The sequence below is a fragment of the Marinospirillum sp. genome, assembly GCF_044810985.1.
Taxonomy (GTDB): Bacteria; Pseudomonadota; Gammaproteobacteria; order Pseudomonadales; family Halomonadaceae; genus Marinospirillum.
Genome location: NZ_CP085242.1, coordinates 1,582,957 through 1,608,913 on the forward strand (window position 1 = coordinate 1,582,957; position 25,957 = coordinate 1,608,913).

The window sequence follows — 25,957 nt, forward strand, 5'->3', positions numbered from 1 at the left end:
ATTTGAGGATAAAACCATGGCTGAACGTCTCAACAACGACTTCCAATTCGTCGATGTAGGTCGCCAGGATCCTGCCAAAAAGCCGGTGACCCTGCGCAAAAAAACCTTCATTGAAATTTATGATGCTTTAGATCCCAAGCAGGCCAGCCAGCAGGCACACCGCTGCCTGGATTGTGGCAACCCCTACTGTGAATGGAAATGCCCGGTACACAACTACATCCCCAACTGGCTGCAGCTGGCCACCGATGGCAATATCCTGGAAGCAGCTGAGCTCTGCCATGCCACCAACACCCTGCCGGAAGTCTGTGGCCGGGTCTGCCCCCAGGATCGCCTCTGTGAAGGGGCCTGCACCCTGAATGACGGTTTTGGTGCCGTCACCATCGGTTCCGTGGAAAAGTACATCACTGAAACCGCTTTTGCCCAGGGCTGGCGTCCGGACATGAGCCAGGTGGAATGGACGGACAAAAAAGTGGCCATTATCGGTGCCGGCCCGGCGGGTCTGGGTTGTGCTGATGTTCTGGCACGCAATGGCGTCAAGCCGGTGGTTTTTGACAAATACCCGGAAATTGGTGGTCTGCTGACCTTCGGTATCCCCGAGTTCAAGCTGGAAAAAACCGTCATGTCCCGTCGCCGGGAAATTTTTGAAGGCATGGGCATCGAGTTTCAACTGAATACCGAAATTGGCCAGGATGTCAGCATGGACAAACTCCTGGCTGATTACGACGCTGTTTTCATGGGTATGGGCACCTACACCTATATGAAAGGTGGTTTCCCCGGTGAAAACCTGCCCGGTGTTTATGATGCCCTGGATTTTCTGATTGCCAATGTCAACCGCTGCCTGGGGTATGAAAAAGACCCTGCCGATTACATCAGCATGGAAGGCAAAAAAGTCATCGTGCTGGGCGGTGGCGATACCGCCATGGACTGTAACCGCACCTCCATCCGCCAGAGCGCCCGCAGCGTGACCTGCGCTTACCGGCGTGATGAAGCAAACATGCCCGGCTCGCGCAAGGAAGTGGAAAATGCCCGTGAAGAAGGTGTGAAGTTTCTCTTCAACCGCCAGCCAATCGCCATCGTCGGCGAAGACAAGGTTGAAGGTGTTAAAGTGGTTCGCACCCAGATGGGTGAACCCGATGAAAATGGTCGCCGCAAACCCGAAGTGGTTCCCGGTTCGGAAGAAATCCTACCCGCCGATGCGGTGCTGGTCGCCTTTGGCTTCAAAGCCAGCCCGGCGGAATGGTTTGAAAAACATCAGATCAAAACCAACGACTGGGGCCTGGTGGAAGCACCTGAAGAAGCCCGCCATCCCTTCCAGACCAGCAATGAAAAAGTCTTTGCCGGAGGCGACATGGTACGCGGCTCCGACCTGGTGGTCACCGCCATCTGGGAAGGACGCCAGGCCGCTGAAGGCATACTTTCTTACCTGAAGGTTTAAGGTTTCCAAAGACAAACTTCAAGACGGACAAGGCAGGTTGGATCGGGACGCGTGAATACATCCGGTCTCAACCCACCTTGCCCTTTATTGACAAGACTCAACGACCCATATTGGTGCATACAAGGGATTTGCACCAAAAAGTTACTACGACTTGCTTTCGATTACTTTTTTTCATCTATTGAAAGAAAACCATTTTCTCAGGTTTTCAAATGCGACAATTTTCCACTTTTAGTGGCATTTTTTGTTTGTCTATAGACTTTAGATGCAGGTAGTATTTCCTCCCAAAATACAAAGCTGCATAACCCTTGCCGAATTTGCATAGGGCAATCATGCCTCCCACCAGTCCGAAGGCATTCTTATAAAAACATCAGCTCGCTCACTTACTGACTCACTTAATGGAAAAGACCTATGACAGCAGAAATTAAAAAGCCTCAGGGCCTTTACCGCTCCGAACTGGAGCACGATAGCTGCGGTATCGGCTTTGTTGCCAATCTGAAAGGCAAGAAAAGCCACCAGATCATCGAAGATGCCCTGTCCATGCTGACCTGCATGGAGCACCGGGGTGGCACCGGTTTTGATGTTAAAAGCGGTGACGGTGCCGGTATTCTGATTCAGATTCCCGACCAGCTTTTGCGTGAGGCCATGCAAACCCAGAAGGTGCAACTGCCGGAAGCCGGTGGTTATGGCGTGGGCATGATTTTCTTCCCGCAAGACAAAGATCAGCGCCAGACCTGTCGCAATCTGCTGGAAACCAACATCAAAAAGTTGGGCATGAGTCTGCTGGGTTATCGTGAAGTCCCCACGGATAATTCCACGCTGGGCCAGGCTTCGCTGGATAATGAACCCCACATCGAGCAGGTTTTCATTGCTCCACCCAAGGGTGTGGAACAGCAGGCTTTTGAGCGCCAGCTGTATGTTCTGCGCAAGCACACCAGTTTTGTGGTGGCACGCAGCATCAGCCAGGCCGAAGAAAACTTCTACATCGCTTCCCTGTCGACCCGCACCCTGGTTTACAAGGGGCAGCTGACCACGGCCCAGGTGCGTGAGTACTATCTGGATCTGCAGAACGAAAAAGCTGTTTCTGCGCTGGCCATGCACCACAGCCGTTTTTCCACCAACACCTTCCCGGCCTGGCGTCTGGCCCAGCCTTTCCGCTACCTGGCGCACAATGGTGAGATCAATACGGTCAAGGGCAACATCAACTGGATGCGTGCCCGTGACGAGCTGCTGTCTTCCGAGGTCTTCACCGATGAAGAGCTGAAGATGCTCAAGCCGATTTGTAATCAAGCTCAGTCGGATTCGGCCAATATGGACATGGTGCTGGAACTTCTGGTACTCAGTGGTCGCCCTCTGGAAAAAGTCATGATGATGATGATTCCCGAGGCCTGGCAGAAGCAGGAAGACATGGAGCCGGTCAAACGGGCTTTCTATGAATACTATGCCTGCATCATGGAGCCCTGGGATGGCCCGGCTTCGGTTTCCTTCACCGATGGTCGCGTGATCGGTGCCACCCTGGACCGTAATGGCCTGCGTCCTTCACGTTACCTGCTGACGGATGACGATACGATTGTGATGGGTTCGGAAACCGGTGCTCTGGTAGTAGATGAATCCAAGGTGATTCAAAAGGGCCGCCTCCAGCCGGGCCGTATCTTTATAGCTGATCTGGAGCAGGGGCGTATCATCAGTGATGATGAGGTCAAGGCCGAAGTCTGTTCCAGCCAGCCCTATGCCGAGTGGCTGAAGAAAAACAAAATTCTTCTGGATGAGCTGCCTTCGCCTCCCATTGAAGAAAGACCTCACGGCCCGAAAAGTCTGTTGCGTCGCCAACAGGCCTTTGGCTATTCGCGTGAAGACCTGGATATAATCCTCACCGAAATGGTGGGCACGGCTAAAGAACCTCTGGGTTCCATGGGTGCGGACAATCCCCTGGCCGTGCTTTCCGACCAACCGCAGCAACTGGCCAACTACTTCAAGCAGTTCTTTGCCCAGGTCACCAATCCGCCCATCGACCCGATTCGTGAAGAAATGGTGATGTCGCTGCAGACTTATGTCGGCAGCTCACTCAACCTGTTGGAAGAAACCCCCAGACATTGCCGTATGGTGGAAATCAAACAGCCGGTGCTGAGTAATGAAGAGCTACGCAAACTGCAGCACATCGATCACAACCACTTCCAGTCCACCACGGTTGACATCACTTTCCGGGCCACCGGCAAGGCAGGTGAACTCAAGCGGGCACTGGATCGCATTTGCCGCCATGCCCGGGATGCTGTGGATGATGGCTATTCCATTCTGATTCTCAGTGACCGCAAGGTAAATACCGACCATGCCGGGGTTCCTTCCCTGCTGGCCGTGGCTGCCGTTCACCACTTCCTGATTCGCGAAGGTCTGCGTTCTTCCACCGGCATCATCGTTGAAGCCGGGGATGTCCGCGAAACCCATCATTTCGCCACACTGCTGGGTTATGGTGCCGCAGCGGTCAACCCCTACATGGCCTTTGAATCTCTGTATAACCTCAGGGATACCGGTGCTATCAGCGAAGACTGGAGCAATGATGAGCTGGCCGACCGTTATATCAAGGCGGTGGACGGCGGTCTCTTGAAGATTTTCTCCAAGATGGGGATCTCCACTCTGCAGTCTTACCAGGGTGCGCAGATTTTTGAAGCCCTGGGCCTCAACTCGGATGTCATCGACAACTACTTCACCGGTACCATCAGCCGCATTGAAGGTCTGGGTCTGGATGAAATCGCCCAGGAGCGCCTGATGACGCATCGTATCGGTTATCCTGATCGCGTCAATGCTCCCAACCTCTTGCCGCTGCGCACCGGGGGCGATTATGCCTGGCGCAAGGATGGCGAACGCCACCTGTTCAACCCCAAGGTCATTCGTCTGCTGCAGCACGCCAGCGCCACCAACAGCAAAGAGCTGTTCAACGAGTACACCCAGGCAGTGGATGAACAGGCCAGGGCGGCTTATACCCTGCGCGGCCTGCTGGACTGGAATAAAAACCGCCAGCCCGTGCCGCTGGAAGAGGTGGAATCTTGCGAAAATATCTTCAAACGCTTTGCCACAGGGGCCATGTCTTTCGGCTCGATTTCCTGGGAAGCCCACACCTGTCTGGCGATTGCCATGAACCGTCTGGGCGGCAAGAGTAATTCCGGGGAAGGCGGCGAAGATCCGATTCGTTTCACGCCCATGGAAAACGGCGATTCCATGCTATCGAAAATCAAGCAGGTCGCTTCCGGTCGTTTTGGGGTCACCAGTCATTACCTGACCAATGCCGAAGAGCTGCAGATCAAGATGGCTCAGGGTGCCAAGCCCGGTGAAGGTGGTCAGTTGCCCGGCCACAAGGTGGATGCCTGGATCGGCAAAACCCGTCTAGCCACTCCGGGTGTAGGTCTGATTTCACCGCCGCCGCACCATGATATCTACTCGATTGAAGATCTGGCGCAGCTGATTTATGACCTGAAAAATGCCAACCGCAAGGCCCGGGTTAACGTCAAGCTAGTGTCTCTGGCCGGTGTTGGCACCGTGGCCACGGGTGTCACCAAGGGCTATGCCGATGTCGTGCTGATCGCCGGTCACGATGGCGGCACTGGGGCCTCGCCCTTGAGCTCCATCAAGCACGCCGGTTTGCCCTGGGAGCTGGGGATTGCCGAAACCCACCAGACCCTGGTGCGCAACCGTCTGCGCAGCCGCGTCACCCTGCAGGCCGATGGTCAGATGAAAACCCCGCGTGACCTGGCGATTGCCACCCTGCTGGGGGCCGAGGAATGGGGTGTTGCCACCGCCGCTCTGGTGGCTCAGGGCTGCATCATGATGCGCAAGTGCCACACCAACACCTGTCCGGTGGGTATTGCCACCCAGGATCGCGAACTGCGCGGTCGTTACAACGGTCAGGTCGAGCATGTGGTCAACTTCTTTAAATTGATGGTGGAAGGTCTGCGCGAGCTGATGGCTGAACTGGGCTTCAGAACCATCAATGAAATGGTGGGTCAGTCCCAGTGCCTGAAGGTACGTGATCTGGGAGATCACTGGAAACTGAAAAACCTGGACCTGTCCTCATTGCTTTACAAGCAGGAACCGCACCCCGGTGACAGCCTCTACAAGACCGTGGAGCAGAAGCATCTGATTGATGACATTATTGATCGCAAACTGATCCAGGATGCCCAGGCTGCCCTGGAAGACCAGCAAGCGGTGCAGCTGGAGTACCCTATTGAAAACACCGATCGCAGTGTCGGTGCCATGCTCTCCAATGAGATTTCCAAACGCTACCACGCTGACGGACTGCCCGAAGACACCATCAAGGTGCACTTCAAGGGTTCTGCCGGGCAGAGCTTTGGTGTCTTCACCGCCAAGGGGGTGCGTTTTGATCTGGAAGGCGATGCCAACGACTACTTCGGCAAGGGCCTCTCCGGCGGCAAGCTGGTGGTTTATCCCGATGCCAAGGCCCCTTTCAAGGCCAGTGAAAACATCCTGATCGGTAACGTTGCCTTCTTTGGGGCCACCAGTGGTGAGGCCTATATTCGTGGTCTGGCTGGTGAGCGTTTCTGTGTTCGCAACTCGGGTGCCACCGCTGTGGTTGAAGGCGTGGGGGATCACGGCTGTGAATACATGACCGGTGGCTGTGCCGTCATTCTGGGTGAAACCGGACGCAACTTTGCGGCAGGTATGTCCGGCGGTGTTGCCTATGTTCTGGATCGTTCCGGGCAACTGGACGCACGCTGCAACAAGGAAATGGTCAAACTCGGCCCGGTTGCCGACCCTGAAGAACAGGCCAGGCTGAAGGCGCTGGTGGAAAAACACTATGAATACACCCGATCCGATGTTGCCAAAGAGCTGCTCGATAACTGGGACAAGTCCCTGCAGGAGTTTGCCCGCGTCATGCCGGTGGATTACGAGCAGATGCAAGGGTATATGAAGCAGGTTCGCACAGAAAAACAGCTCGATGATGATTATGAAGTGGCTGTAGCCGCCTTCGACCTGCATCTGAAAAAATTGGCCGACAGTAAAGCGACAGCCTAGGAGACGATCATGGGAAAATTAACTGGATTTATGGAATTTGACCGCGCACTACCGGCTGACCGTGATGCCGTGGAGCGCCTGAACGACTGGCAGGAAATTCACACGGAAATGGCTGAAGAGGACATCCGTCAGCAGGGTTCACGCTGCATGGATTGTGGTGTGCCCTTCTGCCATGCCGGGGATTCGGCTTCAGCTCCCCAGGTGGGTGGCTGCCCGGTCAACAACCTGATTCCCGAGTGGAATGACCTGATTTACCGGAATCGCTGGCGTGAAGCTCTGGAGCGTCTGCACCAGACCAACAACTTCCCGGAGTTCACCGGTCGTGTCTGCCCGGCACCTTGCGAAGACTCCTGTGTGCTGGGTATCAATGCTCCTCCGGTGACCATCAAGCATCATGAAAATTCGATTATCGAAAAAGGCTTTGCTGAAGGCTGGGTTCAACCCCAGCCACCGGCTGAGCGCACCGGTAAAAAGGTGGCTATCATCGGTTCCGGCCCTGCCGGTCTGGCCGCCGCTGCCCAGCTGAATTCAGTGGGTCACAGTGTCACGGTTTATGAACGCGATGATCGCCTGGGTGGTCTCTTGATGTACGGCATTCCCAACATGAAGCTGGAAAAGCCGATAGTGGAACGCCGCCTGGAACTGATGCGTGCAGAAGGCATTGAGTTTGTCACCAACACGGAAGTGGGCAAGGACATCAGTGCTGAACAGCTCAAGCAGGACTTTGATTCCGTGCTGCTGGCCACCGGTGCCACAGTGCCCCGCGATCTGCCCATTGAAGGCCGTGAGCTGCACGGCGTGCACTTTGCCATGGAATTTCTGGGCTCCAATACCAAAAGCCTGCTGGATTCCAACCATGAAGATGGTCGGTTCATTTCGGCCAAGGACAAGCACGTTGTGGTTATCGGTGGCGGGGATACCGGTACGGACTGTGTCGGCACCTCCCTGCGTCAGGGCTGCAAAAGTGTCACCCAGCTGGAAATCATGCCCAAGCCACCCCTGGAAAGAGCCGCTGACAACCCCTGGCCGGAATTCAAGCGCACCCTGAAGGTGGATTACGGTCAGGCTGAGGCGATTGCTGTGCAGGGTGAAGATCCGCGCCAGTATCTGCAACTGACCCAGAAGCTGACCGGCGAAAACGGTCAGGTGAAAAAACTGCATCTGACCGGGATTGAGTGGAAAAAGGACGAGCAGGGCCGTATGGGGCCACAACCCGTGGAAGGCAGCGAGCGCGAACTGAAAGCCGATCTGGTGCTGCTGGCGATGGGCTTTTTGGGCCCGGAAGGCGGTCTGCTGGAGCAATTCGGTGCTGAAAAGGATCCGCGCTCCAACGCCAAAGCCGATTATGGCAACTACCGCACTTCGGTGGATGGTCTTTATGCTGCCGGTGACTGCCGCCGCGGACAGAGCCTGATTGTCTGGGCCATCAATGAAGGTCGTGAAGCCGCACGGGAAATTGACCGGGACCTGATGGGCAACACCCTGCTGCCTTGATGGGTCAATGAAAAAGCGGTTGGCTCTCTGAAGCTGGCCGCTTTTTCACCTTGCCAGGATTCAGCAAGGGTGTATGCTGGTGCGAAATCCTTGAAGGAGTTACAACATGTCTTATCCCCGCCTTGTGGGCGTTACGCCTGACGGTCAGAAAGTCGAATTGCCTGCCTTGACAGAAATCCAGATCAACTGGGAAGAAGGGCTTCCTGCAGCTCTACTGATCAACCCGGAACATCTGAAAGGCAACAGCCTGTCACTGGAGGTCGGTAGCCTGGAAGATGAAACGGATCACATCGAGGAATATGGAGTCTTGGTACTGAAACCCGGTGCCTGCAATCTGGTGGATATTGAGATTGAGAATCACCGGATGGACGATGCAGAGGATTAATCCTCTGCGTCAAAATCTTCCACTTCTTCCAGCACCTGGGCGAGCAAAGGAGCCTGGTCGTCCAGGTCAAAGACCATGAAAGCGGGTTCAATGCGGATGAAGTCATCAAAGAGGGCGCGGTCAATGTCTTCCGGCCAGAGACTGTCGTCTTCTTCCCAGGAAAAGAGTTCATTTTCCAGAATATCCAGATAGCGATCTGCAATCAGGTTTTCCAGATCTTCCTCTTCTTCCAGCTCAGGAACCAGGTAGCTGGTGGATTCCTGATTCACGTCATCCAGAGTCACCTCTTCTTCCCCGCTGTCGCTGACATTGTTGATCCAGTCGACAAAAGGCTGCCTGAGTTTGACGCTGATGGCAGAGCGGTTAAGCATCTTCATGGTGTTTCTCCAGAAAAGGAAAAGACGAAAAGTCGTTGAGGTGCATTATGCGCACTTACTGGATGGAAGCCAAGGGGTAAAGCCGGTTAGTGCTTCAACTGGCTTACCCCTGTGGCCGAGCCGTAATCAGTTGTTAGCGTGCAAAGACTCATTCAACTCAACAGCAGAACGATTGGCCAGGCATTCCACGCGACCATTCACTGAATTACGGCGGAACAAGAGGTCATCCTGACTGGCCAGAGCGCGTCCTGCCACCTGGCTGACGACTTCACCCTTGTCATCCAACAGGGTGATTTTCATACCCGCTGTAATATACAAACCTGCCTCAACGGTGCAGCGATTACCTAGAGGAATACCGATACCGGCATTGGCACCGATCAGGCATTTCTCACCCACGGAAATAATGATATCGCCACCCCCGGACAGGGTGCCCATGGTGGAACAACCGCCACCCAGATCAGAACCGGCACCGACAAACACACCGGCACTGATGCGCCCTTCAATCATGTTAGGGCCTTCGGTACCGGCATTGAAGTTGACAAAACCTTCGTGCATCACCGTGGTGCCCTCACCCAGATAAGCACCCAGGCGAACCCGTGCAGTATCAGCAATGCGAACCCCTTCAGGCACCACGTAGTCACACAGACGCGGGAATTTATCGACACTTTCCACCGTCAGGATTTTACCATCCATACGTGCCTGTAATTGCCGCTGGGTCAGTTCATTGAGGTCAATGGCCCCTTCACTGGTCCAGGCCACATTTTTCAACAACCCAAAAGCACCGGTCAGGTTAACGCCATGAGGCTTGACCAGACGGTGAGAAAGCAGATGCAGCTTCAGATAAACTTCCGGCAGGCTTTCAGGAGCCGTATCTTCAGCCAGCATGTTCACCACCAGAGGACGATGGCTACGCTTGAGCTGCTGGGCAATGACGGCCAGATCCAGGCGGTTGGCTGCGTCCAGGGCCTCAGAAAGCGCTTCCAGGCGATCAGCAGGAATCGAGAGAACCTGATTGCCGCCTTCATAACCGGTGGCATCAATCAATGCCTGGGTGACGTCTGTATCCGGGTTCAGCAAAGGGTGTGGATAAAAAACTTCCAGCCATTCACCCTGAGTGTTCTGAGTGCCTACACCCAGGCCGCAGGCAAAGAGTTGCTTGGTCATCATAGATCCTCTTGAAGTAAGTATTTTATAAAAAATCAGCTTAGGATAATTGTTGCTCCCACTGCTCGGCGTCAAAGCCAACCAGCAGTTGAGTACCGGTATCCAGTACCGGGCGCTTGATCAAACTGGGGTTATCCTGCATCAGTTGCAGAGCCAGTTCCCGGTCAATGGCTTCACGCTGCTCTTCGGGCAGCTTGCGCCAGGTGGTGCCGCGGCGATTAACCAGAGGCTCCCAGCCGAGTTGTTCAACCCAGCGCTCCAGGGTGGCCTGGTCAATACCGGCTTTTTTGTAGTCATGAAAACTGTAGTCCAACTGGTTTTCATCCAACCAGGTACGGGCTTTTTTCATGGTATTGCAATTGGGTATTCCGTAAAGAGTCAGCATTTTAACCTTTTTTGTCACTCTTGAGTGGTAAGAATTGCTTTTCTCGATGCAGGCTGCAGAGTGCTACTCGTCAGGCTATCTGCAACAGGAAGCTGCAGCCGACCCACATGGAAGTGGGAAGTGCAGAAGTTAGTATGGAACCAACTCTGTCCGAGCTTACAGGGATGTATTCACGCGTCCTGAAGAGTAGTACCTGTAGCCAACAATGTTGTTAATCAGAAGCTTTTTTGGTGATCGTCCGCGGAGCGGACTCCCACAACACCATACCTCAGATTCCTGTAGGAGCTTGCTCTGCAAGCAATTCTGATCGTCCGCGGAGCGGACTCCCACAGCAGACTCCAACAGCAGACTCCAACAGCGAACTCCCACAGTGGGCTCGAAACCCTGGAAGCCTGTGGGAGCTGGTTCCGCCAGCGATGGCTTATACCTCAGAAGCCTGCTTCTATAAATCGCCTTAGCCGCTTGGCCCCTGCAATGCATTCTTCCAGTTCGGCAACAAGAGCAATACGAATACGGTTTTCCGCCGGGTTAATGCCATCAACTTCCCGTGACAGGTAGCGTCCGGCCAGTACCGCTAGATTTTCCTTTTCCAGCAGGCGTTGGGTGAAAGTCTCATCATCAACCGGGGTTTTCGGCCAGAGGTAGAAGCCGGCATCCGGGCGCTGGATGTCCATAACCGGTTCTAGAATTTCCAGCACAGCGTCAAACTTGGCGCGGTAAAGTTCACGGTTGGCTTTGACGTGTTCTTCGTCATTCCAGGCAACGATGGAAGCCGTCTGGTGGTGCGGTGGCATGGCGCAACCATGATAGGTGCGATAGCGCAAAAAGTTTTTCAACAGCTCGGCATCACCGGCCACAAAACCGGATCTTAAGCCAGGAAGGTTGGAGCGTTTGGACAGGGAGTGAAACACCAGGCAGCGTTTGTAATCCGTACGCCCGGTTTCGGCACAGACCTGCAGGAGACCATGCGGTGGCTGGTCTTCATCAAAATAGATTTCCGAGTAGCATTCATCGGCACAGATCACAAAGTCATGCTGATCGGCCAGCTCCAGCAGTGTTTTCTGCTGTTCAAAAGACAAAAGAGCACCGGTGGGGTTACCGGGCGAGCAGATGAATACCATTTGGGTGTCTTTCCAGATGGCTTCAGGCACCTGGGTGAAATCCGGCTGGAAGCCGTTTTCTGCGGTGCAGTTGAGGTAATGCGGCTGCCCACCAGCCAACAGGGTTGCACCTTCGTAAATCTGGTAGAAGGGGTTGGGCATCACGACTTTGGCCGGGCGGCTGGCATCAATCAGGGTCTGTACGATGGCAAACAGGGCTTCGCGGGTGCCGTTGACCGGTAACACCTGGCTTTTCGGGTCCAGGGGCTGTTTTTGCAAATGAAAACGCCGCTCACACCAACCGGCAATGGCTTCACGCAGGGCCAGATCACCCTGGGTGGCTGGATACTTGCTGACCTGATCCAAAGCATGACGCAGGGCGGTTAGTACCAGCTCCGGAGCCGGGTGTTGGGGTTCGCCTATGGTAAACGCAATGCGCTTCAGGTCAGCGGGTGGCTGGATACCTGCGGTCAGCTTAGCCAGTTTTTCAAAGGGGTAGGGGTGCAATTTGTCCAGATCAGGGTTCACTGAAGATCTCCGCAAAATTTTAGTAACTGGGCTGTCGTGCCTGACGATCCAGCTCTTCACAAAGTCGGGCCTGCAAACGGTAGCAAAGCTCCGGGTCGGACAGCGGCGTACCATCCTGTTGGGTGATAAAAAACACGTCTTCAACCCGCTCGCCGAGAGTGGCGATCTTGGCATTCTGCAGCCAGAGATCAAACTCCACAAAGATGCTCCCGATGCGCGCCAGCAAGCCGGGGCGGTCGGGGGTGATCACTTCCACCAAAGTGCGCAGGTTGCTGGGGTCATTGCTGATAAACACCTGGGTGGGCAGGGTGAAGTGTTTGAGTTGTCGGGGGGTATGGTGCTGCACCAGGGCCGGAAAGTCTTCCGGGCTGTTGAGTTCACGGATCAGTTCCTGACGAATTTCTTCCAGGCGTTCCGGACTGCGGGGCACTTCCCCGTCCTGCTCCAGCACAATCAGGGTATTCAGGGTATAACCCTGGCCACTGGTGGAGATGCGGGCATCATGAATCGACAAGCCCAGGCGATCCATAATGGCGGCAGTCGCGGCAAAGCCAAAGGCGGCATCGCGAGTGTGAATAAACACCTTGGTTCCGCCTTCCCGCTGATCATTGGTGGGTGCTGCTACCAGCACCAGAGGCTGTGTTGGGTCTTTCTGTTCCAATATACCCTGGGTGTGCCAGGCCACTTCACTGGGTGCATCCTGCAGGAAGTAGTCATCATCCAGAGTGGCCCAAAGTTCCTGGATCCGGGTTTCATCCTGACCCAGAGCGCGCAGGAGAGTGAGTGCCTGCTCCTGGGTTTCGGCAATCCATTCCGCCGGGTCGATGGGGTTCTCCAGGCCGCGACGGAAAGCACGCTGGGTTTCGGCGTACAGCTGGTTCAAGAGAGCCGCCCGCCAACCATTCCATAAACTGGGGTTGGTGGCATTGATGTCAGCCACCGTCAGTACATAAAGATAATCCAGACGCACCTGATCACTGACTTCTTCGGCAAAGTGACGAATCACTTCCGGGTCGGAAATATCCTGTTTCTGGGCAGTCATGGACATGAGCAGATGTTTTTCAACCAGCCAACTGACCAGATGGGTGTCGCGTTTGGAAAGCTGGTGCCTCTGACAGAAATCGCGGGCATCTTCGGCACCCAGTTCGGAATGATCGCCACCGCGCCCCTTGCCCAGGTCATGATAAAGCCCGGCAATCCAGAGGACTTCCAGCTTGGGCAGCTGTTGTACCAATTGTGCCGCCAGGGGGTGGTCGTTGTCCTTGCCCGCCTCACGAAAGCTTTGCAGGAAACGCAGCAGGCGCAGAGTGTGGGCATCCACGGTATAAACGTGAAAGAGGTCGTACTGAGTCAGGCCCACGGCATGGCCAAATTCCGGAAGGTAGCGGCCCAGCAGGCCATAACGACTCATGCGCGTCAGTTGCAGGGCGACATCCCCCGAAGAGCGCAGCAGCTCCATGAAAAGGCTGCTGCAACGCAGATCACGGCGGAAGGATTCATCCACCAGATGGCGATGATCACGCAGGGCACGGATGGTGGAAGCCCGCACACCCTTGATCTGCGGGTTCTGCGCCATCAACAGGAAGATTTCCATCAAGGCAAAGGGGGCACGTTCAAAAATGGCATCCCCGGTGTGTTCAATCAGGCCATTGCGGATATGAAAACGCTTGTTGAGAGGTTCCAGGCTAACCTCTTCTTCATTTTGCAGCAGGGCTTCTTCAAAGTGCTGTAAAAGAACGTCGTTCAGCTCGGTCAGAGTGGTGACCACGCGAAAATAGCGCTTCATGAACTGTTCAATGGCCAGGCGGTTTTCGCTGTCCAGGTAGCCGAAAAGTACCGCCAGCTGGCGTTGATAATCAAACAACAGACGGTCTTCCGGTCGCCCTGCGATCACATGCAGGGCATAGCGCACCTGCCAGAGGAAACACTGACCCTGCTCCAGAATGCGCATTTCGGTTTCGGTAAGAAAGCCTTCATCCAGCAGGTCTTTCAGAGAGTGGGCATTGAAATGCCGTTTGGCCACCCAGCCGATCATCTGGATATCCCGCAGGCCACCGGGTGAGCTTTTGATGTTGGGTTCCAGGCTGTATTCACTGTTGTTGAATTTATAGTGACGGGCAATCTGCTCCTGCCACTTGGCTTCAAAAAACTTCGCTGAAGGCCACATGCATTCGGTGCTCAAACGCTGCACCATTTCCTGACGTAGGCTGTCGCTACCGACCAGAGTGCGGTTTTCCAGCAGATTGGTGGCCACGGTGATATCGCCCCGGGCTTCCCGCTCGCAGTCCGCGAGAGAACGCACGCTGTGACCGATATCCAGTTTCATGTCCCACAAGAGGGTAATAAAGTCCGACAGCAGCTCCCGGTAACGGGTGTCATCGTCATCACGCAGCAGAATCAGCAGGTCGATATCCGATTTGGGGTGAAGTTCACCACGGCCGTAGCCCCCCACAGCAATCAGGGCAATACGGTCATCCGGCCAGGCAAACTGCTGCCAGGCAATGGCCAGGAGTTGATCCATCGCCCAGGCACGCCCATAAACCAGGTCGCGGATGTCGGCACCATCATAAAAGGCCTGATCCAGGCGCTGGTCAATCAGTCCCAGGGCTTTTTTGAACAGAGGAATGGGTGGAGCACTGGCCGATTTGAGCTGCTCTTCAAATTTGCTGAAGTCAAACAGGGAAGGATCAGGCTCAAACTGGTAATTAACACTCATGGCCCTGTCTCCGTTTGCCTTAGGAAAATGATTCTTCACGACGACGCGTGAGCACTTCCACACCCGTCTCCGTCACCAGCAGGGTATGTTCCCACTGCGCGGAAAGAGTGTGATCCTTGGTGACGACGGTCCAGCCATCCTTCAAGAGTTTGCAGTGACGCTTACCGGCATTGATCATCGGCTCGATGGTAAAACACATGCCGGGCTGGAGTTCAATATCGGACTTTTCCGTATAGCCATCATAATGCAGCACCTGGGGATCTTCATGAAAAACCTTGCCGATGCCGTGACCACAGTATTCCTGGACCACGGAAAAACGTTCCTTGTCGGCCAGCTGCTGGATCACTTTGCCGATGCTGGAAAGACGCGCGCCAGGCTTGACGACATCAATGGCCGCATAGAGGGCCTGCTGGGTAAACTCGGCCAACCGCCTGGCCATGATGGTCGGTTCACCGACATAAAACATCTTGCTGGTATCGCCGTGATAGCCATCCTTGATGACGGTGATATCGATATTGACGATATCACCCTTTTTCAGCTTTTTATTGTCATCCGGGATACCATGGCAAATGACATGATTGACGGAAGTGCAAATGGACTTGGGGAAACCATGGTAATTCAGCGGTGCAGGAATAGCGCCCTGCTTCTCCGTAATGTATTCATGACAAATGCGATCCAGCTCACCGGTGGTAACGCCCGGCTTGACCAGGTCATCCAGCATCTCCAGAACTTCGGCTGCCAAACGCCCGGCAACGCGCATTTTTTCAATTTCTTCGGGGGTTTTAATGGTGACCATCATCACAAAAACTCTTAATGGATAGGGCCCGCAAGAAAATGCGGGCTTTATGTTCACGCAGGACTATGCTATAAAGTGCGCGCTCAAATTAACCCCCGAAGGATACGGCAAGGGTCAGCCGAAGGCAAACCCACACCGCCCTCCTCCTGCAGGGACATTTGCGCAAACTGAACGCCCCACCAGGGGGCAAATAACGTCACACATACACCGACACAGTCATCTGGGTGCTCTAATCACTACCCAAGTGTAGATTAGAGTTGATGTCTGGGGTGTATGGAGGCCTAACCCGTAACATTCGGAGTAAATTTTCATGGCACAAGTATCCATGCGTGATTTGTTGCAAGCTGGCGCTCACTTTGGTCACCAGACTCGCTACTGGAACCCCAAGATGGGCAAATACATCTTTGGCGCCCGCAACAAAATCCACATCATCAACCTAGAAAAAACCGTTCCTGCCCTGAATGAAGCTGTCAGCTTTGTGGAAAAACTGGCTGGCGGTAAAAACAAGATTCTGTTCGTCGGCACCAAACGCGCTGCGGCCAAAATCGTTCGCGAAGAAGCCGACAAGGCCAACATGCCTTACGTCAACCATCGCTGGTTGGGCGGCATGCTGACCAACTACAAGACCATTCGCCAGTCCATTCGTCGCCTGCGCGACCTGGAAACCCAGCAGCAGGATGGCACCTTCGACAAGCTGACCAAAAAAGAAGTGCTGATGAACCAGCGCGAAATGGAAAAGCTGGAACGCTCCATTGGTGGTATCAAAAACATGGGCGGTCTGCCGGATGCCCTGTTTGTGGTTGACGTCGACCACGAGCGTCTGGCCATCAACGAAGCCAACAAACTGGGTATTCCCGTTATCGGTGTGGTCGACACCAACTCCGATCCCGATGGCGTTGACTATGTCATTCCCGGTAACGATGACGCCATCCGTGCCGTCAAGCTGTATGTAGGCGCCATTGCCGGTGCTTGTGGCAAAGCCAAAGAAGATGCCGCCACTGAAGAGCTGGTGGAAGTTGCTGAACAACCAGCAGCTGAGTAAATCTTTCCTCGCCGACTGCAAAGACATTCTGCAGTCGGCATTTTTAAAAGTTTCCAAGGGGTCTATAAGTTATGGCAACTATCTCTGCCTCCCAGGTTAAAGAACTGCGCGAACGTACTGGCCTGGCCATGATGGAGTGCAAAAAAGCACTGCAAGAAACAGACGGTGACATTGAACAGGCTATTGAAAACCTGCGTAAATCTTCCGGCCTGAAAGCCGCCAAGAAAGCAGGCCGCATTGCTGCTGAAGGCGCTATCGCCACTCGTGTTGCTGCCGATGGCAGCTACGGCGTCATGATCGAAGTCAACTCAGAAACCGACTTTGTCGCCCGTGATGACAACTTCCTGAATTTTGTTAACCAGCTTTCCGATGCCTTGCTGGAAACCCGTGAAACCGATATCGCCAAGCTGACTGAAGGCGCTCTGGAAACCGCGCGCGAAGCTCTGGTTCAGAAAATCGGTGAAAATATCTCCGTACGCCGCGCCACTTTGGTTGAAGCCGGCGAAGGCGGCCAGGTGGGTCACTATGTACACGGTGGCCGCATTGGTGTTCTCAGCGTTCTGAAAGGTGGCAACGAAGAAGTGGCCAAGGATGTTGCCATGCACGTGGCAGCGGTCAACCCCAAGGTGGCCCGTCCTGAAGACATGCCTCAGGAAGACCTGGATAAAGAAAAAGACATTATCCTGGCCCAGCCTGACATGGCCGGCAAGCCTGCCGAGATTGCTGAAAAAATGGTTGGCGGTCGCCTGAAGAAGTATCTGGCTGAAAACAGCCTGACTGAACAAGCCTTCATCAAAAACCCTGACCAGACCGTGGGTCAGTATGCCAAGGAAAACGGTGCCGAAGTGCTCAGCTTCGAGCGCTTTGAAGTGGGTGAAGGTATCGAGAAAAAAGAAGAAGACTTTGCGGCTGAAGTCGCAGCCCAGGTTGCCGGCAACAAGTAATTGCTGCCCTGCCTGACCGGATCAGCCAGACTGATCCGGTACCCATAAAAACGTGCTGGGTTTTCTCAGCACGTTTTTGTGCAACTGAACACCTGAAAAACCAACCCGCTACGGAGACCAGTCATGGGCACCAACGAACGTAACGCCAAGTACAAGCGTATTCTCTTGAAACTCAGTGGCGAGGCCCTGATGGGGGAACAGGATTTTGGTATTGATCCCAAGGTTCTGGATCGCATGGCCCTGGAAATCGGTCAACTGGTCGGTATTGGTGTTCAGGTTGGGCTGGTCATCGGGGGTGGCAACCTCTTCCGCGGAGCCGCCCTGAATGCAGCGGGCATGGAAAGGGTCACGGGTGACCACATGGGCATGCTGGCCACCGTCATGAATGCACTGGCCATGCGTGATGCCCTGGAGCGTTCCAACATCCGCACCCGGGTCATGTCCGCCATCCCCATGAGTGGCGTGGTTGAACACTATGACCGCCGCTCGGCCATCCGCTACCTGACCTCAGGTGATGTGGTCATTTTTTCTGCCGGTACCGGCAACCCCTTCTTCACCACCGACTCTGCTGCCTGTTTGCGTGGCATAGAGGTGGATGCTGATGTTATCGTCAAGGCAACCAAGGTCGACGGGGTTTATAACAAGGACCCGGTCAAACACACGGATGCCGTCAAATATGATCGCCTGACTTATGATGCAGCCCTTGAACAAAAACTGGAAGTCATGGACCTGACGGCCATCTGCCTGGTGCGTGACCAGTGCATGCCGGTTCGTGTTTTCAACATGAACAAACCCGGTGCCCTGCTTAATCTGGTCGTGGGCGGCCAGGAGGGTACGCTCATCGACCAGGGTGAAACCCAGTAACTTTTTCCTCCTCAGTCCGCTAAAAAAGAGGCAAGAACCGTGATCAATGAAATCAAGAAAGATACCCAGGAACGCATGGACAAAAGCCTGGAGTCCCTGCACAGTGCTTTCAACAAAATCCGTACCGGACGTGCTCATCCCAGTATTCTGGATGCCATCAAGGTGGATTACTACGGCAGTGAGCTGCCCATCGGCCAGGCTGCCAATGTTAATGTTGAAGACAGCCGTACCCTGGTGGTCATTCCCTGGGAAAAAACCATGGTGCCGGTCATTGAAAAAGCCATCATGAAGTCCGACCTGGGCCTCAACCCCAGCACGGCGGGTTCCAATATACGCATTCCCATGCCTGCCCTGACCGAAGAAACCCGTAAGGGCTACATCAAGCAGGCCCGGGCTGAAGCGGAAAATGCCCGCATTGCTATTCGCAACATCCGTCGCGATGCCAACACCCATCTGAAAGCCTTGATGAAAGACAAGGAAATCTCTGAGGATGAGGAGCGCCGCGCTCAGGAAGACATTCAGAAGGTCACCGACAAGCACACCGCTGAAATTGACAAGCTTCTGGCCAACAAAGAAGAAGATTTGATGCAAATCTGATGAAAGATGCAGCTGACTCACATCCCCAACTCGACAAGCTGCCTCGTCACGTTGCCATCATCATGGATGGCAACAATCGCTGGGCCAAAGCCAAAAAACTACCCGGTGTTGCAGGCCACAAAGCGGGCGTGGAATCGGTGCGTGCCGTTATTGAGGTCGCTCTGCGTCAGGGTATTGAAGCCCTGACACTGTTTGCCTTCTCCAGCGAAAACTGGAAGCGCCCCCAGGAGGAAGTCAACAGCCTGATGGAGCTTTTCACCTGGGTGCTCAAGCGAGAAGTCAAGCGCTTGAACAAGTATGAGGTACGCCTGAAAATCATCGGGGATCGTTCTGCTTTCAGCCCCGAGCTGCAAAAGCTGATGGCCCGGGCGGAAGCCAAAACGGCTGACAACCAGCGCATGACCCTGATTATTGCTGCCAATTACGGGGGCCGCTGGGATCTTCTGCAGGCCACGCAAAAGCTGGCTGCGCAGGCAGCCGCCGGGGCAATCGATCCAGCCTCCCTGACGGAAGAACAACTGGCTGCCGAACTGTCTCTCAAGGACTACCCGGACCCGGATCTTTGCATTCGCACCAGTGGCGAACAACGCATCAGCAATTTTTTGCTTTGGCAGTTAGCCTATGCTGAACTGGTCTTTGCCAGAGAGCACTGGCCGGACTTTCGTCAGGATGCCTTTTTTGCCACCCTGCAAGACTATGCACAGCGCCAGCGGCGTTTTGGGGGGCGTGCAACCCCATCAACCAAGGAATAATCCCTGATGCTCAAACAGCGACTGCTCACTGCCATTATTCTGGCTCCTCTGGCTCTGACCGGGCTTTTTGCCCTGGAAGGCACTGCTTTTGCCTTGTTTACCGGCGCCGTGATTTGTGTTGCAGCCTGGGAGTGGTCACGGCTGTCCGGCCTGCCCAAAGCCGGGCAGATCATCTACCCCGTGGCTGTGGGTCTGGCCCTGCTGGGTGCCTGGAGGCAACCACACCTTCTCAATCAGGCTCTCTGGGCTGCTGCTTTCTTCTGGTCCTTTGCCTTGCTGCTGGTTTTCACCTACCCCAAAACCGTGCATTGGTGGCGTTGCCCGTCACGGCGTGCCCTGATGGGGCTGTTTGTTCTTTTGCCCGCCTGGTCAGGCTTTGTTCTTTTGCGTGATCTGGGAGCCTTCTGGCTGCTTTATGTACTCTTGATCGCCTGGGTGGCGGATATTTTTGCCTACTTCACCGGCCGTGCCCTGGGCAAACACAAGCTGGCCCCTGCGGTCAGTCCCGGCAAGTCCTGGGAAGGGGTTGCCGGGGGTCTGGTGGGCACCATCCTTTTAAGTCTGGCAACCTCCATATACCTGGATCTGGCGGCCCTGCATTCTTTGATTCTGCTGCTGACGACTTTGGTGATCACCGCCATTTCGGTGCTGGGCGACCTGACTGAAAGCCTGATCAAAAGAGAGTCGGGCATGAAAGACTCCAGCAACCTTTTGCCCGGTCATGGCGGTTTTATGGATCGTATCGACAGTCTGACCTCCGCGGTGCCAATCTTTGCCCTGCTGATGATTTATCTGGGCGGAGGCATGCTGTGATTCAGGTTTCCCTGCTGGGTGCGACCGGCTCCATCGGCCAGTCCACGCTGGATGTTCTGGCACGCAACCGTGATCGTTACCAGCTTTTTGCGGTATCGGGTTATCGTCGTCTGAATGAGTTGCTGAACATCTGCCGGGAACATCAACCACAATTTGCTGTAGTGCCGGCACCGGAAGCCGCTGCTTTTCGTAAACAGCTCACTGAAGCCGGTCTGAAAACCGAAGTTCTGGAGGGTGAAGAGGGGCTGGTTGATATTTCCGCCCATTCAGACGTTCAGGTCGTCGTTGCCGCCATCGTCGGCGCGGCCGGTCTGCTGCCGACTCTGGCTGCTGTCAGGGCTGGTAAGCGTATTCTGCTGGCCAACAAGGAAGCCCTGGTCATGTCCGGAGCCTTGTTCATGCAGGCCGTCAAGGAGAACCAGGCCACCCTCCTGCCTGTTGATTCTGAGCATAATGCCATTTTTCAGTGTCTGCCGGATCACTTTGGCAGCCAGCCTCTTGCTGAGCAGGGCATTGAAAAGCTGCTGTTAACCGCCTCGGGTGGCCCCTTTCGTGGCTGGAGTGCTGAAGCTCTGGTGGGTGTCACCCCGGCTCAGGCTGTGGCTCATCCCAACTGGTCCATGGGCCAGAAAATCTCGGTCGACTCGGCCACCCTGATGAACAAGGGGTTGGAACTTATTGAGGCCTGCTGGCTTTTTGGTCTTGAGCCTGAAGAAATCGAGGTCGTGGTTCATCCGCAAAGTATCATTCATTCTCTGGTCAGCTATAAAGATGGCTCGGTTCTGGCCCAGATGGGCAACCCGGACATGCGCACGCCCATTGCTCACGCCCTGGCCTGGCCTGAACGTATCAATGCCGGTGTTGCGCCTCTGGATTTGATGACTGCAGGCTCTCTGAGTTTTGAGCAGCCCGATGAACAGGCCTTTCCCTGTCTGAAGCTGGCACGTCAGGCCTTCAAGGCCGGTGGAACAGCTCCGGCCCTTCTCAATGCAGCCAATGAAGTGGCCGTGGAAGCCTTCCTGCAAAAGCGCCTGGGCTTCACACAAATCCCGGAATTGATTGCCGAAGTTTTACACCTGAGCCAACCCCAGCCAGTAAACGATCTCGATATTCTGCTGTCAGAGGATCGTCGTGCCAGAGAGCTGGCAAAGCGTAGTCTTGCCCATTTCAGTAAACCCTAAACGAGCCGTATCATGGATTTCATACACAGTGTTTTTGCTTTAATCGTTACTCTCGGGGTCCTGATCACCTTTCATGAATTCGGGCACTTCTGGGTGGCCCGCCGCTGCGGTGTCAAGGTGCTACGTTTTTCCGTCGGTTTTGGCAAACCCCTGTTCAGCTGGTTTGATAAACGGGGTACGGAATATGTGATTGCCGCCCTGCCTCTGGGTGGCTATGTCAAAATGCTGGATGAGCGCGAAGGTGATGTTCCTGAAGAGCTGCTGGGCCAGGCGTTCAACCGCAAGCCGGTGGGTCAGCGCTTTGCCATAGTGGCCGCGGGCCCTCTGGCCAATTTTCTGCTGGCCATCGTCGCCTACTGGTTCCTGTTTGTGATCGGAACCAGCGTACCGGCCCCCCTCGTGGGTCAGGTCACCGAGGACTCCCCCGCGGCTGAAGCAGGCCTGCAATCCGGCGATGAAGTCCTGAAGGTCGACAATCGCGACACCGCCAGTTGGCAGGAAGTGGGCCTGGGTCTGCTCAATCATATGGGTGAAACCACTCGCATCAACCTGGAAGTACAAAACCAGCGCGACACCTCGTCTCGCAGCCTTGAGCTGGCGGTGGAAAACTTTTTGTCCGGTCAGGATCAGCCCGATCCGCTGGGCAGTCTGGGCATTCAGCCTTGGCGGCCCGATGTTCAGCCCGTTCTGGGCAGCATCCAGGGGGACAGCCCTGCCGAAAGAGCCGGACTCCAGCCTGGCGACCGCATTCTGAGTGTGAACGAGCAGTCCGTGGGCAACTGGCAGGAATTGGTCGACCTCTTGCAGGCCAATCCGGGGCAGGCCATCCAGATCACTCTGGAACGCAGCGGTGAACGCCTTGAGGTTCAAGCCACACCCGATCGGCGTCAATTGCAGGATGGCCGCGAAGTGGGCTTTATCGGTGCGGGTGTACAAATGCCGGAGTGGCCTGAAGAACTGTTGCGTGAGCAACGCTTTGGACCCCTCAGTGCCATCTGGCGGGCTACCGAAAAAACCGGGGAAATGAGTTGGCTGACTCTGACGTCGGTCGGCAAGATGGTCACCGGTCTGATCAGCCCCACCAATTTATCCGGGCCGATTACCATTGCCAGGGTGGCCAGTGATTCCGCCAAATCCGGCTGGGAAAGCTTCATCACTTTCCTGGCTTACGTCAGCATCAGTCTGGGCATTCTCAATCTGTTGCCCATCCCCATTCTGGATGGCGGGCATCTGGCCTACTACGCGATTGAGGCAGTGCGCGGCAAACCGGTATCCGAGCGCATTCAGGAAATGGCGGCCCGGTTTGGGCTGGCCATTCTGGGAACCCTGATGCTCATGGCCTTCTACTTTGATTTGCTAAGGCTTTAACACTTGTTTGTGACGGCGTATTTCCTATATTGTTGCGCCCTTGAGTTTTTTATCGCTCACCCAGTCACCTAATAACGGATCTCTACCAGCGTGAAATTTTTCAGCACAACAGCGTACCCTTGCAAAAGTCTGTTTTCCCTGGTCATCGGCCTGGTTCTCCTGCTGGGTGGCAGCCAGAGTTTTGCCCAGCAGCAGGAAATTCTGGTCGAAGACTTGCGGATACAAGGTCTGCAGAGGGTATCACCCGGTAGTGTTTTTTCGGAGTTGCCACTTCAGACTGGTGAAAGAGTTCCCCTGCAGGAAATTTCTTCAGCAGGCAAGCGACTCTATGGCACCGGTTTATTTGATGATCTGAAAATTTTTGAAGATCAGGGCGTGATTACTTTTGAACTCAAGGAAAGGCCCACCCTGCATGAGCTGGAAATCACAGGCAACCAGAAGGTAACCACCGAAGACCTGACAACCGGGCTGCGCCAGGCGGGCCTGCAGGAAGGTCAAATTTTCCAGCGCTCCACTCTTGATCAAATCAAGCTGGAGTTGCAGCGTATGTACCATGCCCAGGGTCGCTACAATGCCCGCATTGAAAGCACGGTGGAAGAACTGCCCCGCAATCAGGTTCGGGTCAAACTGGAGATCACCGAAGGCAGTGTGGCCACCCTGCGCCGCATCAATGTGGTCGGCAATAAAGCCTTTGACAATGAAACCCTGCTCAAGCGCTTTGAATTGCAGGAAGACCAGGGCTGGACACTTTTTTCTTCAGCCGATCAGTATTCCCGTGAACGCCTGGGCGGTGATCTGGAACGCCTGCGTTCCTGGTATCTGGATCGCGGCTACCTGCGCTTCAATATTGAATCCACCCAGGTTTCCATCAGCCCCGACAAGCAGGATGTGTTCATTACCGTTAACGTGCATGAAGGTGAAAAGTACACCGTTAGTGAAGTTGATCTGGCCGGGGATCTGATACTGGATGAAGAAGAGTTGCAGGTCTTCCAGCGCGTGAATGCAGGAGATACCTTCTCACGCAGTGCCATGACGGCCACCAGTGAAGCCATGCGCCGTCGCCTGGGGGTTGAGGGCTACACCTTTGCGGAAGTGAATGGCCGCCCGGACATTGATGATGAAAACCTGGAAGTCAAAATCACTTTTCTGGTGGACCCCGGCAACCGCATGTATGTACGCCGGGTCAACTTTCGGGGCAACACCGGCACCCAGGATGAAGTCCTGCGTCGGGAAATGCTGCAAATGGAAGGAGCTTCAGCCAACTCCGACCTGATCGATGCCTCCAAGGCACGCCTGGAACGCCTGGGTTATTTCAGCCAGGTCAATGTGGAAACCTCGCCTGTCTCCGGCAGCGATGACCTGGTGGATGTCAATTTCACCGTTGAAGAACAGCCATCCGGCTCCATCTCCGCCAGTATCGGCTACTCCCAGTCCAGCGGTATTGTCTTTGGTGCGTCCCTGTCACAAAGCAATTTTCTGGGTACCGGCAGCACTGCCAGCCTCAACGCCAATAAAAGCGACTACCGCACCAGCTACAATTTCTCTTATCTCAACCCCTATTACACCATTCATGGTGTTTCCCGCGGCTTCAATGTCTTCTACCGGGAAACCGACTTTGATGCTCTGGGGGTCACCAACTTTGCCACCGATGCCTATGGCGGCAATGTCACCTATGGCTACCCAATCAGTAATGACAGTCGTCTGAGTTTTTCGCTGGGTCTTGATAGCACGGATATCCGAGCCAACAGGAAGACTGACGGCTCCTACATCATTGATGAGATCGATACCTTCAATGACCTCTATGGCCTGGAATTTCTGAACTACAAGTTGACCGGTCGCTGGATACAAAACAAACTGAATCGCGGCATTCTGGCCACAGCAGGCAGCTATCAACGCCTCAGTCTGGATCTGGCCACTCCCGGATCCGACTATGAATACTACAAGGCGGAGTACCGGGGCCAGAAATATTTCCCCCTGGCTGAAGGCTGGTCACTGAAGTTCCGTACCGAGCTAGGCTTCGGGGATGGCCTGGGCAGTGATTATGATCGCCTGCCTTTCTTTGAACACTATTATGCCGGTGGTTTAAACTCGGTCAGAGGTTACCGTACCAGCCGCTTGGGGCCGGAAAATTCCAGTGGCAATGCCTTTGGTGGTAATCTTCTGACTGAAGGTTCTGCGGAAGTGATTTTCCCGCTCTGGTTTATTGAAGACCAACGCTCACTGCAAACCAGTGTCTTTGTGGATGCCGGTAACGTCTTCAACACCCGCTGCTACGAGCAGGCTTGTGAGCGGGGTTTTGATGCCGATGAACTGCGCCTGTCTGCAGGGGTCAGCCTGACCTGGTTGACGGCTATAGGCCCTCTGGCCTTCAGTATTGCTGAACCTCTGAATGACAAAGAGAGTGATGACACTGAATTCTTTCAGTTTTCAATTGGACAAACCTTTTAATCAGGAGCCAGCTTGTGTTTAACAAACAATTACCCCTTATTTTCTTGATTTTTATCAGCCTGGTCTGGAGCTTTTCGGCCCAGGCCCAGGACACTCAGCGCCTTGCTGTTCTGGATCTTCAGGAAGCCTTACTGGCCACGGATAAAATCAGCCAGTCCTTTGAGGAAATAGATCAGCAGCTCAACAGTGAAAAAGGACGCATCCAGCAGTTGGCTGAAGAAGGCCGCAGCCTGCAACAGCGTCTGCAAAGGGATGGCGATGTCATGAGTGAAAGTGAACGCACCCGCCTGACTCAGGAAATGCAGCAGAAGGTTCAGGAATACCAGCAGCGAGGCAACCAGCTGCAGCAGCGTCAACAGCAGATGCGTCAACAGATCATCAATGATAACCGCCCTCAGTTGGAAGCGGCCATCAACGAGCTGCTTGAAGAACACAACATTGATATCCTGCTGGATCGTCAGGCTGTGCATTTTGCCAAACCGGAACTGGATCTGACTTCCGCTGTTGCCGAAAAACTGAATGCCAACGAGCAGGAATAAAGCCAGC

Annotated in this window: 20 protein-coding genes; 14 read left to right on the forward strand and 6 right to left on the reverse strand. The window is 54.6% G+C overall.

Annotation, left to right across the window (positions count from 1 at the left end; all coding sequences use genetic code 11):
* The first annotated feature begins 16 nt into the window (after positions 1-16).
* The 4 genes from LG323_RS07595 to LG323_RS07610 all read left to right on the forward strand — a co-directional run bounded on the left by LG323_RS07595 (position 17) and on the right by LG323_RS07610 (position 8,336).
* Entirely contained in the window at positions 17-1,435 is a 1,419-nt protein-coding gene (locus LG323_RS07595; RefSeq protein ID WP_404420094.1) for an FAD-dependent oxidoreductase, read from the forward strand.
* Between the two features lie 408 nt (positions 1,436-1,843).
* Complete coding sequence (gene gltB / locus LG323_RS07600; protein WP_404414465.1) at positions 1,844-6,457, forward strand: glutamate synthase large subunit; 4,614 nt, start codon at positions 1,844-1,846, stop codon at positions 6,455-6,457.
* Positions 6,458-6,466: 9 nt separating this feature from the next.
* The gene (locus tag LG323_RS07605) at positions 6,467-7,951 is read left to right on the forward strand and encodes a glutamate synthase subunit beta (RefSeq protein ID WP_404414467.1); all 1,485 of its coding nucleotides are present in this window, start codon (positions 6,467-6,469) and stop codon (positions 7,949-7,951) included.
* Positions 7,952-8,057: 106 nt separating this feature from the next.
* Positions 8,058-8,336 carry a hypothetical protein gene (locus LG323_RS07610; protein WP_310697482.1) on the forward strand — a complete coding sequence of 93 codons (279 nt, stop codon included), beginning with the start codon at positions 8,058-8,060 and terminating at the stop codon, positions 8,334-8,336.
* On the opposite strand, the gene LG323_RS07615 is transcribed toward LG323_RS07610, so the two are convergent.
* The 6 genes from LG323_RS07615 to map form a co-directional block, all read right to left on the reverse strand.
* Positions 8,333-8,713, reverse strand: a complete 381-nt coding sequence (locus LG323_RS07615) for a hypothetical protein (protein ID WP_404414471.1) — start codon at positions 8,711-8,713, stop codon at positions 8,333-8,335. The two genes, LG323_RS07610 and LG323_RS07615, sit on opposite strands and share 4 nt — an antisense overlap.
* Before the next feature lie 126 nt (positions 8,714-8,839).
* Positions 8,840-9,877 carry a 2,3,4,5-tetrahydropyridine-2,6-dicarboxylate N-succinyltransferase gene (gene dapD / locus LG323_RS07620; protein ID WP_404420123.1) on the reverse strand — a complete coding sequence of 346 codons (1,038 nt, stop codon included), beginning with the start codon at positions 9,875-9,877 and terminating at the stop codon, positions 8,840-8,842.
* 40 nt (positions 9,878-9,917) lie between these two features.
* Positions 9,918-10,226, reverse strand: coding sequence for an arsenate reductase (locus LG323_RS07625; RefSeq protein ID WP_404414474.1), 309 nt, complete (start codon positions 10,224-10,226; stop codon positions 9,918-9,920).
* Between the two features lie 464 nt (positions 10,227-10,690).
* Positions 10,691-11,890, reverse strand: coding sequence for a succinyldiaminopimelate transaminase (dapC, locus tag LG323_RS07630; protein WP_404414477.1), 1,200 nt, complete (start codon positions 11,888-11,890; stop codon positions 10,691-10,693).
* A 19-nt stretch (positions 11,891-11,909) separates the two neighbouring features.
* Positions 11,910-14,606: a [protein-PII] uridylyltransferase gene (locus LG323_RS07635; protein ID WP_404414480.1), complete on the reverse strand. Its 2,697-nt coding sequence runs from the start codon at positions 14,604-14,606 to the stop codon at positions 11,910-11,912.
* A 19-nt stretch (positions 14,607-14,625) separates the two neighbouring features.
* Positions 14,626-15,405 (reverse strand): type I methionyl aminopeptidase, encoded by a 780-nt coding sequence (map, locus tag LG323_RS07640; RefSeq protein WP_310698004.1) that lies wholly within the window; start codon positions 15,403-15,405, stop codon positions 14,626-14,628.
* Between the two features lie 307 nt (positions 15,406-15,712).
* On the opposite strand from map, the gene rpsB reads away from it, so the two are divergent.
* The 10 genes from rpsB to LG323_RS07690 all read left to right on the forward strand — a co-directional run bounded on the left by rpsB (position 15,713) and on the right by LG323_RS07690 (position 25,950).
* Positions 15,713-16,444 carry a 30S ribosomal protein S2 gene (gene rpsB, locus LG323_RS07645; protein WP_404414483.1) on the forward strand — a complete coding sequence of 244 codons (732 nt, stop codon included), beginning with the start codon at positions 15,713-15,715 and terminating at the stop codon, positions 16,442-16,444.
* Between the two features lie 71 nt (positions 16,445-16,515).
* A complete protein-coding gene (tsf, locus tag LG323_RS07650; RefSeq protein ID WP_404414485.1) occupies positions 16,516-17,388 on the forward strand; it encodes a translation elongation factor Ts in 873 nt (290 codons plus the stop codon).
* Between the two features lie 123 nt (positions 17,389-17,511).
* On the forward strand, positions 17,512-18,252 hold the full coding sequence (gene pyrH, locus LG323_RS07655) for a UMP kinase (RefSeq protein ID WP_310697363.1): 741 nt from the start codon (positions 17,512-17,514) through the stop codon (positions 18,250-18,252).
* 39 nt (positions 18,253-18,291) lie between these two features.
* Positions 18,292-18,849, forward strand: coding sequence for a ribosome recycling factor (gene frr, locus LG323_RS07660; RefSeq protein ID WP_404414489.1), 558 nt, complete (start codon positions 18,292-18,294; stop codon positions 18,847-18,849).
* Positions 18,849-19,601, forward strand: coding sequence for a polyprenyl diphosphate synthase (uppS, locus tag LG323_RS07665; RefSeq protein WP_404414492.1), 753 nt, complete (start codon positions 18,849-18,851; stop codon positions 19,599-19,601). The genes frr and uppS overlap by 1 nt, the downstream gene beginning before the upstream one ends.
* Positions 19,602-19,607: 6 nt before the next feature.
* Positions 19,608-20,414: a phosphatidate cytidylyltransferase gene (locus tag LG323_RS07670; RefSeq protein WP_404414494.1), complete on the forward strand. Its 807-nt coding sequence runs from the start codon at positions 19,608-19,610 to the stop codon at positions 20,412-20,414.
* Positions 20,411-21,595, forward strand: coding sequence for a 1-deoxy-D-xylulose-5-phosphate reductoisomerase (ispC, locus tag LG323_RS07675; RefSeq protein WP_404414497.1), 1,185 nt, complete (start codon positions 20,411-20,413; stop codon positions 21,593-21,595). Before LG323_RS07670 ends, ispC begins: the two co-directional genes overlap by 4 nt.
* A 12-nt stretch (positions 21,596-21,607) precedes the next feature.
* The gene (gene rseP, locus LG323_RS07680; RefSeq protein WP_404414500.1) at positions 21,608-22,963 is read left to right on the forward strand and encodes a sigma E protease regulator RseP; all 1,356 of its coding nucleotides are present in this window, start codon (positions 21,608-21,610) and stop codon (positions 22,961-22,963) included.
* A gap of 90 nt (positions 22,964-23,053) precedes the next feature.
* Complete coding sequence (gene bamA / locus LG323_RS07685) at positions 23,054-25,411, forward strand: outer membrane protein assembly factor BamA (RefSeq protein WP_404414503.1); 2,358 nt, start codon at positions 23,054-23,056, stop codon at positions 25,409-25,411.
* Positions 25,412-25,425: 14 nt separating this feature from the next.
* Entirely contained in the window at positions 25,426-25,950 is a 525-nt protein-coding gene (locus LG323_RS07690) for an OmpH family outer membrane protein (RefSeq protein WP_404414506.1), read from the forward strand.
* Positions 25,951-25,957 lie beyond the last annotated feature (7 nt).

Bases quoted from the DNA above. Each gene is read 5' to 3' on its own strand.
- gltB (WP_404414465.1), top strand. From the start codon at position 1,844: ATGACAGCAGAAATTAAAAAGCCTCAGGGCCTTTACCGCTCCGAACTG.
- dapD (WP_404420123.1), bottom strand. From the start codon at position 9,877: ATGACCAAGCAACTCTTTGCCTGCGGCCTGGGTGTAGGCACTCAGAAC.
- LG323_RS07635 (WP_404414480.1), bottom strand. From the start codon at position 14,606: ATGAGTGTTAATTACCAGTTTGAGCCTGATCCTTCCCTGTTTGACTTC.
- LG323_RS07605 (WP_404414467.1), top strand. From the start codon at position 6,467: ATGGGAAAATTAACTGGATTTATGGAATTTGACCGCGCACTACCGGCT.
- LG323_RS07670 (WP_404414494.1), top strand. From the start codon at position 19,608: ATGCTCAAACAGCGACTGCTCACTGCCATTATTCTGGCTCCTCTGGCT.
- rseP (WP_404414500.1), top strand. From the start codon at position 21,608: ATGGATTTCATACACAGTGTTTTTGCTTTAATCGTTACTCTCGGGGTC.
- LG323_RS07625 (WP_404414474.1), bottom strand. From the start codon at position 10,226: ATGAAAAAAGCCCGTACCTGGTTGGATGAAAACCAGTTGGACTACAGT.
- LG323_RS07615 (WP_404414471.1), bottom strand. From the start codon at position 8,713: ATGAAGATGCTTAACCGCTCTGCCATCAGCGTCAAACTCAGGCAGCCT.
- uppS (WP_404414492.1), top strand. From the start codon at position 18,849: ATGAAAGATGCAGCTGACTCACATCCCCAACTCGACAAGCTGCCTCGT.
- LG323_RS07610 (WP_310697482.1), top strand. From the start codon at position 8,058: ATGTCTTATCCCCGCCTTGTGGGCGTTACGCCTGACGGTCAGAAAGTC.
- rpsB (WP_404414483.1), top strand. From the start codon at position 15,713: ATGGCACAAGTATCCATGCGTGATTTGTTGCAAGCTGGCGCTCACTTT.
- LG323_RS07595 (WP_404420094.1), top strand. From the start codon at position 17: ATGGCTGAACGTCTCAACAACGACTTCCAATTCGTCGATGTAGGTCGC.
- pyrH (WP_310697363.1), top strand. From the start codon at position 17,512: ATGGGCACCAACGAACGTAACGCCAAGTACAAGCGTATTCTCTTGAAA.
- tsf (WP_404414485.1), top strand. From the start codon at position 16,516: ATGGCAACTATCTCTGCCTCCCAGGTTAAAGAACTGCGCGAACGTACT.
- map (WP_310698004.1), bottom strand. From the start codon at position 15,405: ATGATGGTCACCATTAAAACCCCCGAAGAAATTGAAAAAATGCGCGTT.